The 12,543-nt window shown below is 38.9% G+C and carries 15 protein-coding genes; 5 read left to right on the plus strand and 10 right to left on the minus strand.

The features are described from left to right. Positions 1–46 precede the first annotated feature (46 nt). From SB49_RS05360 to SB49_RS05385, 6 genes are all read right to left on the minus strand, one after another. Positions 47–937, minus strand: coding sequence for a type IX secretion system protein PorD (locus SB49_RS05360; protein ID WP_062054559.1), 891 nt, complete (start codon positions 935–937; stop codon positions 47–49). Beyond that, positions 930–2,135, minus strand: a complete 1,206-nt coding sequence (gene coaBC / locus SB49_RS05365) for a bifunctional phosphopantothenoylcysteine decarboxylase/phosphopantothenate--cysteine ligase CoaBC (RefSeq protein ID WP_062054561.1) — start codon at positions 2,133–2,135, stop codon at positions 930–932. Before coaBC ends, SB49_RS05360 begins: the two co-directional genes overlap by 8 nt. 3 nt (positions 2,136–2,138) lie before the next feature. After that, entirely contained in the window at positions 2,139–2,471 is a 333-nt protein-coding gene (locus SB49_RS05370; RefSeq protein ID WP_200960645.1) for a DNA-directed RNA polymerase subunit omega, read from the minus strand. A 13-nt stretch (positions 2,472–2,484) separates the two neighbouring features. Beyond that, positions 2,485–3,294: an outer membrane protein assembly factor BamD gene (locus SB49_RS05375; RefSeq protein ID WP_235537841.1), complete on the minus strand. Its 810-nt coding sequence runs from the start codon at positions 3,292–3,294 to the stop codon at positions 2,485–2,487. Positions 3,295–3,452: 158 nt separating this feature from the next. Further along, positions 3,453–4,343, minus strand: coding sequence for a 4-hydroxy-tetrahydrodipicolinate synthase (gene dapA / locus SB49_RS05380; RefSeq protein ID WP_062058901.1), 891 nt, complete (start codon positions 4,341–4,343; stop codon positions 3,453–3,455). Continuing rightward, complete coding sequence (locus SB49_RS05385; RefSeq protein ID WP_062054565.1) at positions 4,343–4,879, minus strand: DUF6913 domain-containing protein; 537 nt, start codon at positions 4,877–4,879, stop codon at positions 4,343–4,345. The genes dapA and SB49_RS05385 overlap by 1 nt, the downstream gene beginning before the upstream one ends. A gap of 66 nt (positions 4,880–4,945) precedes the next feature. Here SB49_RS05385 and SB49_RS05390 point away from each other — a divergent pair, with 66 nt between their 5' ends. Genes SB49_RS05390 through SB49_RS05400 form a run of 3 tightly spaced genes read left to right on the plus strand, consistent with a single transcriptional unit; the run spans position 4,946 to position 7,112 of the window. Further along, positions 4,946–5,710: a 5'-nucleotidase C-terminal domain-containing protein gene (locus tag SB49_RS05390; protein WP_062054567.1), complete on the plus strand. Its 765-nt coding sequence runs from the start codon at positions 4,946–4,948 to the stop codon at positions 5,708–5,710. A 1-nt stretch (position 5,711) separates the two neighbouring features. Next, positions 5,712–6,623, plus strand: a complete 912-nt coding sequence (locus SB49_RS05395) for a bifunctional metallophosphatase/5'-nucleotidase (RefSeq protein ID WP_062058905.1) — start codon at positions 5,712–5,714, stop codon at positions 6,621–6,623. A gap of 6 nt (positions 6,624–6,629) precedes the next feature. Further along, on the plus strand, positions 6,630–7,112 hold the full coding sequence (locus SB49_RS05400; RefSeq protein ID WP_062054568.1) for a GyrI-like domain-containing protein: 483 nt from the start codon (positions 6,630–6,632) through the stop codon (positions 7,110–7,112). A 10-nt stretch (positions 7,113–7,122) separates the two neighbouring features. Here SB49_RS05400 and SB49_RS05405 read toward each other — a convergent pair whose 3' ends face one another. The 4 genes from SB49_RS05405 to SB49_RS05420 form a co-directional block, all read right to left on the minus strand. After that, a complete protein-coding gene (locus tag SB49_RS05405; RefSeq protein ID WP_062054570.1) occupies positions 7,123–7,425 on the minus strand; it encodes a hypothetical protein in 303 nt (100 codons plus the stop codon). Positions 7,426–7,436: 11 nt separating this feature from the next. Continuing rightward, the gene (gene ligA, locus SB49_RS05410) at positions 7,437–9,434 is read right to left on the minus strand and encodes an NAD-dependent DNA ligase LigA (protein ID WP_062054571.1); all 1,998 of its coding nucleotides are present in this window, start codon (positions 9,432–9,434) and stop codon (positions 7,437–7,439) included. A gap of 78 nt (positions 9,435–9,512) precedes the next feature. After that, the gene (prmC, locus tag SB49_RS05415; protein WP_062054573.1) at positions 9,513–10,364 is read right to left on the minus strand and encodes a peptide chain release factor N(5)-glutamine methyltransferase; all 852 of its coding nucleotides are present in this window, start codon (positions 10,362–10,364) and stop codon (positions 9,513–9,515) included. A 5-nt stretch (positions 10,365–10,369) separates the two neighbouring features. Further along, entirely contained in the window at positions 10,370–10,855 is a 486-nt protein-coding gene (locus SB49_RS05420; RefSeq protein WP_062054575.1) for a GNAT family N-acetyltransferase, read from the minus strand. Between the two features lie 40 nt (positions 10,856–10,895). Between SB49_RS05420 and ribD the strand changes: the two genes are divergently transcribed. Both ribD and SB49_RS05430 read left to right on the plus strand, forming a co-directional pair. Continuing rightward, entirely contained in the window at positions 10,896–11,948 is a 1,053-nt protein-coding gene (ribD, locus tag SB49_RS05425) for a bifunctional diaminohydroxyphosphoribosylaminopyrimidine deaminase/5-amino-6-(5-phosphoribosylamino)uracil reductase RibD (protein ID WP_062054577.1), read from the plus strand. Beyond that, positions 11,941–12,543: an HAD-IA family hydrolase gene (locus SB49_RS05430; protein ID WP_062054579.1), complete on the plus strand. Its 603-nt coding sequence runs from the start codon at positions 11,941–11,943 to the stop codon at positions 12,541–12,543. Before ribD ends, SB49_RS05430 begins: the two co-directional genes overlap by 8 nt.

A 12,543-nucleotide genomic window follows, 5' to 3' on the forward strand; every position in this document is an offset into this window, starting at 1 on the left:
TTATTGCCGTAAAGATAATTGATATTCCACTGGAAAAAAATGGAGGTCAATATTTTATTTCATTCCATGTATTAGAATAAAAAGGAGCAATTCTTGTTAGCGTTTCTTTGAGCTGAACAATGTCCATTTTAGGGCCGTCGGAAAAGATATCCTTGATCTCCTCAGATTTGGCGTCAAAAAAGGTTTGGATTAGAAAAGCATTTGGGCGTCGTTTCACCATTGTTTCCATTAATCGCATAGTTCCTGCAATTACTTGTTTCCCTGTACTGTTGTTATCAGCCAGGATATCTAGTCCTTTTCTATGGTAATTGTACATGGCGATGCGGTATTCCCTAAAGGTGTTGGACATCAAATTATCAACCAACTCAAAACGTGTGCGTTCACTGGTTGATTGACTCCATCCCGTAAAATTACTGCCCTGAGCTTGGGTAACGATATTTTGGGCTTTTCTAAAAAATTCATTTCCTCCCTCCAATGCAAAAGTATCGGCATCCAATCCTAGTATTATATAAACGTAATAAGACACTACGCCCACCAAATTGGAATCAAATACATTTTCATTGTATACCAAGGGCTGGAACTCTATATATTCGAAATTAAATTGATTGTCTTTGTAATTGAATACAGGACTTTCATAGGACGTATTGTATACCGGCCTTGAAGATTGTAATTGAATACTTGCCTTGAACCTATTGGATTCAAATTCTGAAACGGTAATGAACATCCTTGCGTTAACCCTTTCCCGGTCCTTATAGACCTTATTGGTCCATTTACTTTTATTCACAAAATCGTTCAGGGAACGCTCCAAGGTCTTAAATATCTGTTGATTGGTTTGTCCTACTTGATCTGAATTAATGGTAATAGTACAGTTTAATTCTTGGGCGTACAATGAAATGGAAAGCAGTGTACAACAAATAGCAAGTAAAAGCCTATGCATGGAGTCTATTGATTATTTCATTCATTATATCCAACGCTACCTCTGCCTTGGTCTTTAATCCAAACGTTTTAATACTTAAATTCTTATCTATAAATGAAATTTTATTGGTCGCTTTTCCAAAACCAGCACCAGTATCATTTAAGGAGTTCAAGACTATGGCATCCAGATTTTTCTTGGCCAATTTACCCGTTGCGTTTTCGAGCTCATTTTCAGTTTCCAGCGCAAAGCCAACCAAATATTGATCTTTCTTATGTTGCCCTAAGGATAGTAGTATATCCTTGTTTTTGACCAATTCCAAGGTGAGGCTATCCTCCTTTTTCTTGATTTTTTGATCCGCAACTACTTTAGGCCTATAATCGGAAACAGCCGCAGCACAGATAACAATATCCATATTACCGTACTTGGCATGTACCTCATCATACATCTGATCAGCAGAAACCACTCGTATAAGGCTAATATTGTCGTTTTGAACATTTAAAGCAGAAGGTCCAGAAATTAAGACCACCTCAGCACCTTTGGCAGCTGCCGCTTTTGCCAGTTCAAATCCCATCAGGCCAGATGAATGGTTGCCAATAAACCGAACAGGGTCTATTGCCTCGTAGGTAGGTCCGGCGGTAATCAATACGTTTTTTCCTTTCAATGGCAATCCACTGGATATATATTCCTTTAAAAAAGCAAGAATATCTTCGGGTTCAGCCATACGTCCCTCCCCATGCAGCCCACTTGCCAATTCCCCAGAAGTAGCGGGAATCATAATATTACCATAAGACTGTAATTTCTCAAAGGTAGCTAAGGACGATGGGTGTTTATACATGTCCAAATCCATTGCGGGGGCAAAGAAAACCGGACATTTCGCCGATAAGTAAGCAGCAAGAAGCAAGTTGTCACAAGTGCCATTTGCCATTTTAGACAAGGTATTGGCAGTTGCCGGGGCAATGAGCATAAGGTCTGCCCAGAGTCCCAATTCCACGTGATTGTTCCAAGAAACACTTTCCTCTTCTTCGTTAACGAAGGATGAAAGTACTGGATTCTTCGATAAGGTGGCAAGGGTTAATGGAGAAACAAAAGAGCTGGCGCTATCTGTTAAAATCACTTTAACATTAGCGCCAGCTTTTATCAGTAAACGAACAAGAAATGTTGTTTTATACGCGGCTATACCTCCGGTAATTCCTAGAAGGATATTTTTACCGCCCAACATGACTTAAACGTCTTTTTCTGTATTCCTGTGGTAAATTTTATCTTCCAACCATTCTACTACAGCCAAAGCATGTGGCTTTGGAAGTTTTTCGTAGAATTTAGAAACTTCGATCTGCTCTTTGTTTTCAAAAACCTCATCCAAGCTATCACTGTAAGTAGCAAACTCTTCTAATTTTTCCAACAACTCCTTTTTTATTTCAGAGTTGATCTGAATCGCTCTTTTAGAAACGATGGAAATAGCTTCGTAAATATTACCGGTATTAGCGTCAAACTCATTCTTATTAATGGTAACCGTAGAAACGGGAGCCTTAGAGTTTTTCAAATCGTTCATGTTCATGGTGATAGTATTTTTATTTGGAAAAATTTTCTAATTCTTTATTGATCGTTTGCAACATATCATCCGCCTCCTTGAGATATTTTGATTCAGGATAATACTTTTTTAAATTGTTATAGGCCACCTTAGCCGATTGTAAACGCTCTGCTTTTTTTGAATCAAAACTATTGATAGCAAAATTGGTAGAGGCATTGAATTTGTAAAATAAGGCGTCTTCCCTATAAATAGATCCGGGAAAATCCGATAAAAAGTTTTCCGCACCACTAATCGCCGGTGTAAGAAAACTAAAATCAAAAGCACTGATCTTGTTATATTGTGCAACAATTTCTATCGCCTTCTTTTCCTTTTTTGTGGTAAGCTCCTTGGCCATGATATTGGCTCTCTCAAAAAATTCTGAGTCGGGATAGGTGTTGATGAAATTTTGAAGTTTCACCAATGCCTTATCAGTATCCGTTTGGTCCAATGAATATTTCGGAGAAAGTTCATAATAACTTTGAGCTCCAAGAAAGGCTGCCTCCTGTAATTTCTCGCTTTTTGGGTAAGATTTAATAAATCTTTCAAACTGATAACCAGCTAAATTGTAGTCGCCAATCTTAAAATAAGAATCTGCAAAAAAGAACATCACACGTTCTCCCTGTGGTTTTCCTACATATTTAGGTGCAATCTGCTCCAGCAATCTGTTTGCTTTCTTAAAATCTCCTGCATTGTATAATTTTTCGGCCATTTCATATTTTGCCGAACTGTCCTCATTCTTAAGCACTTTCTGGTACTCACTACAAGAACTAAATATAACTACAAATACTAAAAGGGATAAAAGCTGCCTCATTTTTAAAAACATTCTGCAAAATTAGCGATTCTTAACGGATATAAAAAACATTTTTTCACAGGCTAAAATAGTCCTATGACCTGCCTTCTTACGTCTATTTAGCGAAGTTTTAACGTTACACAGATTACCTAACGGAATTACACCATGGCCAAGAGCAATTATGCAGGTACTTTTGATAGGGATTTTAGAAATTTATCAATTCTTACTTTGAGTTCAGAAGTCGCTTCCATTAGGGGTAACCTGACTACCGCGGTAGAAAGCTTCAGAGATTCAAACATGGCCTTAATCCCTGCTGGATTTCCTTCATGAAAGATAAGGGACATGGCATCCATCAATTCATAATGCAATGCATAAGCCTCCTTAACATTACCCGCCAATCCTAACTTGATCATCTTGGACAACTCGGTCGGGGTACCCTGCCCCAATACTGAAATTACGCCGGCACCACCAGCAAGTACTGTAGGTAAAGCCGTAATATCATCTCCTGAAATGACCATAAAGCCTTTTGGGCTCTCTTTAATAATCTGCATAATCTGGGTTATATCACCACAGGCCTCCTTGATGGCCACGATATTTTCAAACTCATGGGCCAACCTCAACGTTGTTGCCGGCAACATATTACTACCTGTTCTCCCTGGCACATTGTACAAAATAATGGGCTTTGGCGAAGCTTGGGACAAGGCTTTAAAATGTTGGTATATTCCTTCTTGTGTCGGTTTGTTGTAATAAGGTGAAACAGAAAGTATCGCTTCAAATTCCCTTAAATCTGCTTGTTGAAGTTCCTCTACCAAAGCAGCAGTATTGTTTCCGCCAACACCAAGAACCAAAGGCAACCTTCCTGCATTCGCAGAAACAATCGTATCGATCACCAGTTGTTTTTCAAATTTACTAAGGGTAACTGATTCCCCCGTTGTCCCCAATACCACTAAATAATCAATACCACCATCGATACAAAAGCCTACTATTCTTCCCAAAGCTTCCGTATCCACAGAAAAATCTTTCCTAAACGGGGTGACCAATGCTACTCCCGTTCCCTGCAACTGTTCCATCATTTAATTTCGTTAAGAATAAACAAATACTTTTTAAGTTCTTTTTTAAAAATAGTAAAGTCCTTTATCGAAGTATTCAATATTAAATCATTTAAATTTTTATCTACTTCTCCAAAACCAACATTCAATCTAGCTTTGGAATGTAATGTCATCAATTGCAACACCAACTTATCTTCCGTATAATAATTGATCAACAAATCAAATTCCTTACTTAAAAACTCATAGGCATAACCATTCTGTATCTCGCCTTTCCAACCCAGATCCCTATCTGTAAACATGGGTGCGGCATAGGGAGAATTCTTGTTGTATTCTTCCTTATAACCAATCACTTGGACCGCATTTGGTTGTAAAGAAAATTCAAGAGCTAAATCGTAAAAGGCTTGAACATCATCAAACTGGTCCAAATTCACAATACAACCTATAGAGGTAACCCCCTTTTTTCCATCTATACCCTTTGCTTTCTTGCCCAATTCCCTTTTAAGAAAATTTTGACCAGACTTCTGTTTAAATTTATCGGTAATAGCCCTTAAAAACATGTATTTTTACATTTGTACAAATGTAAATAATATCCAAATAAAACTCATACGAAGATACGCAGTATAATGAATTTAAAAATACAACATTTTGTTATAATTATAACATTGGGCGTGTTTATCTCCTGTAAACAAAATCCGCCGACCCTTATTAAGATTGAGGGCAAACAATTGCCTGTTACCTCCAAGATTTCGGCAGTAGATTCCATAGAACAGTTTGTAACCCCATATAGGAACCGGATCAACGAAGTATTGGACAGCACTCTGGCTTATGCCACAGCTACATTTAGTCCAAAAGATGGCGCCCTAAATTCCAGTGCCGGTAACTTTATGGCAGACATTGTAATGTCTGAAGCTAGCCCCATTTTTAAAAATAGAACCAACAAAGAAATAGATTTTTCCATTTTGAATAGTGGGGGTATACGTGCGGTAATATCCAAAGGTGACGTGACCGCAAGGAACATGTACCAGGTTATGCCCTTTGAAAATACAATTGTTGTTGTTGAACTTACGGCAAAATCGGTAAGGGATCTTATTGCGTATCTAATACAATCCAGACAGCCACATCCTATATCTGGGATTCAGATTATGATTGATAGAGATGGAAGTTTAACCTCTGTTAATATTCAAGGTAAACCCTTTGATGAGGACCGCACCTACTTTGTGGCCACCTCCAACTACTTGGCCAACGGGGGTGATAATATGACCTTTTTTACAAATAATAAAGGAGTAACAGAAACGGATTATCTCTTAAGAAATGCCATGATCGATTACATTAGGAAGACGGACACCATAGTGCCCTTTGTAGATGATAGATTTATTCAAACAAAGTAAAATGGAAAGAAGAAAATTTTTGACCAAAACCGCAGCCTCCTCAGCCTTTATAGGATTGGGAGGGTTAAGTTTAAACTCCTGCGAAAGCATGGCGCTAAAACACATCACTATTTTACATACCAATGATGTGCACAGTCATATTGATTCCTTTCCTGCCAATCATTCCGAATATCCAAATATGGGAGGTCTTGCACGCAGAGCTACATTGGTTGAACAGATTCGTCAAGAGAATCCCAACACCCTCTTGTTGGATGCAGGTGATATTTTCCAAGGCACGCCCTACTTTAACTTTTATGGGGGCGAGCTGGAGTTTAAATTAATGAGCATGCTCAAATACGATGCCGCGACCATTGGAAACCACGATTTTGACAATGGTATTGAGGGGCTATTTGCACAACTGCCCAATGCTAAATTTCAATTCTTATCGGCTAATTATGATTTCTCCAATACCATCATGGATGGACAGGTAAAACCTTATACAACCTTCCTACTAAATGGTGTAAAGGTTGGGGTATTTGGATTGGGTATCGCTTTAGAAGGTTTGGTCTCCAAAAAACTTTATAAAGAGACCGTATATCTAGATCCCATAGAAATAGCCCAAAGCATAAGTGGCACCTTAAAAAAAGAAGAACATTGCGATTTGGTTATTTGCCTTTCACACCTGGGGTATTCCTATAATGACCTTCAGCTTCCAGATGATCTAAAACTGGCCGCTGGAACAGAAAACATAGACTTGATTATTGGTGGGCATACTCATACCTTTTTGGAAAAACCAACGGTCACCAAAAATAGATTGGGAAGGCAGGTTTTGGTGAATCAGGTTGGGTGTTATGGTATAAACTTGGGCAGAATCGACTTCTATTTGGATACTGAGAAAAATTTGACAGTCGATGGAGTTTCTATTACTGTTTAAGAAATAATGGAGGTCAGAATAACTACAATTAAACCCAAGACATTAGTCGGTAAAAGACTTTCCATGTCTCTAGACAATAATAGGACCGTTGCGCTATGGCAAAGCTTTATGCCCTTTAAAAAAGTTATAAGGAACAAAACATCCAACGAAGTAATTTCTCTACAAGACTATAAGGGGTCCTTGAATCTTCAAAATTTCAGTACTTCAACAGAATTTGAAAAGTGGGCTGCCGTAGAAGTATCCTGTACGATGGGCATCCCCGACAATTTAGAAGTATTTCTTTTGGCAGGTGGATCCTATGCTGTGTTCAAACATATTGGAGACGCTTCTACTTTTCATAATACCTTAGCCCATATTTTTGAAGTATGGCTACCCAATTCGATCTATTCACTGGATAATAGACCTCATTTTGAAGTTATGGGAGACAACTATAAAAACAATGATCCAAATTCAGAGGAAGAAGTATGGATTCCCATAAAAAAAATCTAATATGCAATACTTACTTTCCTATAAAGTAGGCCACCAATCCCTTCTGTTCATCTTCTAGTGAGACCTTTGGGAAGGACCTATTTGCTTTTCTATACCAATAATCCGCATTAAACCTGTCCCCTTCCTTTCTATGCAGATAGGCATGAATCCAACTGCCATCGAGGGAGGTCATATCTTGGGCAATATCATGGGAGGCTTCCCAATTTCCCTTTACGTCCCACCACATAGATTTTAGTCCGGCCGACCAATCGGGGTTAGGCTCGTTCTCGTTTAAGGATAGATTAAAAAATTCGAGATCTACAGGTAAAGACATATGAGCACTGTTTATTGGAGCATTTCTAAAAAATCATCTTCAGTAATTATGGGAATATTGAGTCCTTCGGCCTTGGTACGTTTACTTGGTCCCATTTTATCACCTGCCACCAAATAAGTGGTTTTGGAAGAAATGGAAGAACCTACTTTCCCGCCATTGTCTTCGATCAGTTTTTTCAGCTCGTCCCTACTAACCTTTTCAAACACTCCGGAAACAACGAAGGTAGACCCTTTTAATAGTTCGGTCTGATTTTCAAGTTTTTCGGCCGAAAGTTCAAACTGCACCCCATAACTTTTCAACCTTTCAATAATCTCGAGATTCTTTTCATTTTGAAAAAACTCAATAACACTGGATGCAATGACCTGCCCTATTTCATCCACAGACATTAATTCATCATAGGAAGCAGACATTAGGGCATCGATATTTTTATATGCTTTTGCAAGTTTTTTAGCTACTGTCTCCCCTACAAATCTAATCCCTAAAGCAAAAAGCACGCGTTCGAAAGGTATTTCAACAGATTTTGCAACCCCTTTAACCAGGTTCTCGGCAGATTTCTCTGCCATTCGCTCCAAGGGCATGATCTGTTCCTTGGTCAGCACATATAAATCTGCATAATTTTCAATCAACCCTTCCTTGAACAACAGTTCCACCGTTTCACCCCCAAGTCCCTCTATATCCATTGCTTTGCGTGAAATGTAATGCTGGATACGACCTGTGATCTGGGGAGGACACCCGTAATAGTTGGTGCAGTAATGCTTGGCATCACCCTCTGTTCGTTCCAATTTGGTATGACATTCCGGACAGTGGTCAATATAGACCGTAGGTGAAGAATGCGCAGGTCGTTTAGAAAAATCTACCCCTATAATTTTTGGTATAATTTCCCCTCCTTTTTCAACAAATACAGTGTCTCCTTCCCGAATATCCAACTTTGCAATCTGGTCTGCATTGTGTAAGGAGGCCCTTTTTACAGTAGTACCGGCGAGTAAAACAGGCTTTAAATTGGCTACGGGGGTAATGGCCCCAGTTCTACCCACCTGATAGGTTATCTCGTTCAATATGGTAGACACTTGTTCCGCCTTAAACTTATAGGCCATGGCCCACCTTGGGGATTTGGCGGTATATCCCAACTCATCCTGATATTGAAGATTATTCACTTTAACCACGACCCCATCTGTTTCATATGGCAGTTCGTGACGGTGCACGTCCCAGTAATCTACAAAGGCCATTACTTCATCCGTAGATTTACATACCTTGGCTACTGTGGGCACTTTAAAACCCCAAGACCTGGCTTTTTCCAATACCTGAATTTGAGAGGACATATTTAAATTTGAACCAACGATGCTGTATAACAAACACTCCAAGGGTCTTTGCGCCACTAGCGCACTATCCTGTAATTTTAGACTTCCAGAAGCCGTATTCCGTGGATTCATGTATGGATCCTCCCCATTTTCAAGGCGTTCTTGATTCATTTTGGCAAAACCCTCAAAAGGCAGGACAATCTCCCCACGGATATCGAATTTCTCAGGATAATCTCCTTTTAATCGCAACGGGACAGATTTAATGGTTTTAATATTGGTAGTTACATCATCCCCTTGAAAACCATCCCCTCTTGTTACGGCACGCATCAATTGTCCCTTTTCATAAGTGAGACTTATGGAGGCACCATCATATTTTAGCTCACAGGTAAATTCAACAGGAACATCCCCTAAATTTTTTTGTATACGCTTCTCCCAGTCTTCCAAATCCTCTTTAGAGTAGGAGTTTTCCAAGGAATACATTCGATGCTCATGAGCCACTGTTTCAAAATACTTGGTTATACCTCCTCCAACACGCAACGTTGGTGACGTTGGATCATGAAACTCTGGATGCTGATCTTCCAAGTCCTGAAGCTCCTTCAGCATAATGTCAAATTCATAATCGGAAATTGTCGGGTTGTCCAACACATAATAATTATGGTTGTGTTCCCTTAAACTATTCCGTAAAGCCTCTATTTTGTCTTTAATGCTCATTCTTCTTTATGATTTTTGACCTGCTCCCAGTCATGATCTTACTTACTTAATACTCTTGTTACCCAGGTTTCTTTCAAATTAGACAAGCTTCCCTTTGAGCATTCTGTCATTTCCAAACATATCTTTTCTCAACTGCAATTCTGAGAAACCAAAATTTTCCATGCACAGCATGGTCTCTTTTCCCAAATATTGATTGATTTCAAAGTAAAGACTCCCACCTTTATTTAAATGCAAGGTTGCAAACTCCGAAATTTTCCTATAAAATAAAAGAGCATTATCATCAGGAACAAAAAGGGCTTGGTCCGGTTCATGATCAGTGACATTGGCGCTCATCTGTTTTTTCTCCAATTCACGCACATAGGGAGGGTTGGATACAATAATATCAAATTGTAACTGTAATTTTTCGGTCTGAAGAATATCTGTTTCAATAAATTCTATTGACACCCCATGTTTAGCAGCATTTTCTTCTGCTACAAGTAAGGATTCACTAGAAATATCCAAGGCATAAACTTTTGCATTTGGCAGATTCTTTGCCAATGCTATGGCAATACATCCACTTCCCGTGCCAATATCCAATATCTTCAATACCTCTCTATGCTCTTTTGCTTGCTCCAAAATCCATCTTACCAATTCTTCAGTCTCCGGTCTTGGTATCAAAACATTCTCATCAACCTTAAATTCCATATCCATAAAATGGGCAACTCCTAGAATATATTGTACCGGTCTGTGTAGTTTCAACTGGCTCAACCCTTCGAACAAGGGCTGTTCTTCTTCCTTAGTTACTATGGTATTTGGCTCCAGGGCCAACACAAACCGTTCTAAACCTAAATAATGCTCCACCATAAGGTAAAAGAAACTATCCACTTCTTCCTTTGGATATGCACTATCAAGTTCAACATGGAAAATATGCTTGATCTCTTTTAACAGCATTTCTTCTATAGTTCTATTAGCATAAAAACTGGACATGAATAATGGCCCGTATCACCCATACGTGCTTCTATATATTGGAACCCGGTTTTTTTATAGAGTTTTTGTGCATCCTCCATATAGGGCATGGTTTCCAGATAGCATTTCTCAAAACCATATTCCCTGGCCTTGTTAAGACAGACCTTCATCATTTGTGATCCCAATCCCCTTCCCCTGGCCTCTTCTGTAAAGTACATCTTCTGCAACTCACATACATTACCATCATAGTTTTCTAACTGGGCAACACCTGCACAACCTATGATCCTGTTGTTTTCCTCCACAACAAAATAAGTTGCCTTGGGAACATTATAATTTTCGTACATGTGATCCAATGCCGTATCTGCATAAGCAGTACCAACTTTGGGCACACCCAAATCTATCAACACCTGCCTGATAACCGATGCAACTTGCTTATTGTCTTGAGGTTGAATTTCCCTGATAATTGCTGTACTCATTTTTCTTAACGGGTAACTTTTAAAATTCTATTTTTGTGGGGTGAAGATACATGAAAAATATATTTTGCGATGTATCCAAGTAGCTAAAAATGGACTTGGATTTACCTTTCCCAATCCAATGGTAGGAAGTGTCATAGTCCATGAAAACAAGGTTATTGGAGAAGGTTTTACGAGCCCATATGGCGGGCCACATGCCGAAGTAAATGCTATTAATTCGGTTAAGAACAAAGCCTTACTTTCCAAGGCCACGCTTTACGTCACCCTAGAACCTTGCTCCCACTTTGGAAAAACCCCTCCTTGTGCCAATCTCATCATAGAACACAAAATACCAAAGGTGGTCATCGGGCTGTTAGACCCCCATGTTAAGGTGGCAGGCAATGGCATCAAAAAATTGAAAGAGGCAGGATGTGAGGTACTGGTTACTGTGCTGGAAAAGGAATGTAGGGATCATCACAAGCGTTTTTTGACCTTTCATGAACAAAAAAGGCCTTTTATCATTCTAAAATGGGCGGAAACTCTCGATGGCTTTATCGCCCCTGAACAATCTTTACGGGAAACGGACCCATCACCATATTGGATCACCAGTTTACAGTCCAGACAGTTGGTTCATAAGTGGCGTAGTGAAGAACAGGCCATTTTAGTGGGTACCAATACCATCCTGAAAGACAACCCAAAACTGAATGTAAGGCTATGGACCGGAAAATCCCCGACGCGAATACTAATTGATAGAAACTTAAAGGTGGGAAACGATTTCCATGTGATGGATGGTAGTGTAAAGACCATCGTAATTACACAGATAGAACTCAGTAAAAAATATGTGTCTAGTGTAGATTACGAGGTGATCGATTTTTCAAAAAATGTAGCACAGCAAATTTGCGAGGTACTCTACAAGCACAACATCTTAAGTGTAATTATCGAAGGAGGTTCCAAAACACTACAAACGTTCCTTGATGCAAATCTCTGGGATGAAGCGAGGGTATTTAAAGGGACCAACTATTTCACCAAAGGCCTAAAAGCACCTCTGTTAAACAAATCTATTGTAAGCAAACGAACAATTATCACAGACACTTTAACCATCTTCAGCAATGTTTAAAAATATTATTTTTGATTTTGGGGATATCTTTATCAACTTGGACAAGCAAGCACCTATCACAGAGATGAAAAAATGGGGACTAAAGGAATTTGAGCCTGAATTTACAAATCTGCTATATGCTTATGAAAAAGGGCTTTTGGATTCTGATACCTTCCTTTCAAAAATGCAGGATTATTTCCCAACGGCAAAACTGGATCAAATTAAAAAGGGATGGAATTCCATCATTTTGGATTTTCCGGAAAAGAGGCTGGAATTTATAGAACAAATGGCCAATGAAAATGAGTATACCCTTATATTACTGAGCAATACAAATGCCCTGCATATAGAAAAGGTAATTGAAAATATGGGAAAAGATCGTTTTGACCGTTTCAAAAAATGTTTTGACAAATTCTACCTTTCCCACGAAATTAATTTACGGAAGCCGAATGCAGACATCTATCAATTTGTATTGGATGCCAATAATTTAAAAGCCTCTGAAACCTTCTTTGTAGATGATACTTTAGAAAATACTCTGGCATCGGAACAATTGGGCATAACAAGTTGGAACCTTCAGGTAGGCAAGGAGGATATCGTTCAATTAAAATCAAAATTATAA

Origin of the sequence: Sediminicola sp. YIK13 (genome assembly GCF_001430825.1) — a bacterium.
In the GTDB taxonomy this organism is placed as follows: Bacteria; Bacteroidota; Bacteroidia; order Flavobacteriales; family Flavobacteriaceae; genus Sediminicola.

Coding starts and splice junctions, on each gene's coding strand:
- SB49_RS05385 (WP_062054565.1), bottom strand. CDS start 4,879: ATGTTTTTAAGGGCTATTACCGATAAATTTAAACAGAAGTCTGGTCAA.
- SB49_RS05430 (WP_062054579.1), top strand. CDS start 11,941: ATGTTTAAAAATATTATTTTTGATTTTGGGGATATCTTTATCAACTTG.
- SB49_RS05405 (WP_062054570.1), bottom strand. CDS start 7,425: ATGTCTTTACCTGTAGATCTCGAATTTTTTAATCTATCCTTAAACGAG.
- SB49_RS05360 (WP_062054559.1), bottom strand. CDS start 937: ATGCATAGGCTTTTACTTGCTATTTGTTGTACACTGCTTTCCATTTCA.
- SB49_RS05375 (WP_235537841.1), bottom strand. CDS start 3,294: ATGAGGCAGCTTTTATCCCTTTTAGTATTTGTAGTTATATTTAGTTCT.
- coaBC (WP_062054561.1), bottom strand. CDS start 2,135: ATGTTGGGCGGTAAAAATATCCTTCTAGGAATTACCGGAGGTATAGCC.
- ligA (WP_062054571.1), bottom strand. CDS start 9,434: ATGAGCATTAAAGACAAAATAGAGGCTTTACGGAATAGTTTAAGGGAA.
- SB49_RS05400 (WP_062054568.1), top strand. CDS start 6,630: ATGGAGGTCAGAATAACTACAATTAAACCCAAGACATTAGTCGGTAAA.
- SB49_RS05420 (WP_062054575.1), bottom strand. CDS start 10,855: ATGAGTACAGCAATTATCAGGGAAATTCAACCTCAAGACAATAAGCAA.
- SB49_RS05390 (WP_062054567.1), top strand. CDS start 4,946: ATGAATTTAAAAATACAACATTTTGTTATAATTATAACATTGGGCGTG.
- prmC (WP_062054573.1), bottom strand. CDS start 10,364: ATGCTGTTAAAAGAGATCAAGCATATTTTCCATGTTGAACTTGATAGT.
- SB49_RS05370 (WP_200960645.1), bottom strand. CDS start 2,471: ATGAACATGAACGATTTGAAAAACTCTAAGGCTCCCGTTTCTACGGTT.
- SB49_RS05395 (WP_062058905.1), top strand. CDS start 5,712: ATGGAAAGAAGAAAATTTTTGACCAAAACCGCAGCCTCCTCAGCCTTT.
- dapA (WP_062058901.1), bottom strand. CDS start 4,343: ATGGAACAGTTGCAGGGAACGGGAGTAGCATTGGTCACCCCGTTTAGG.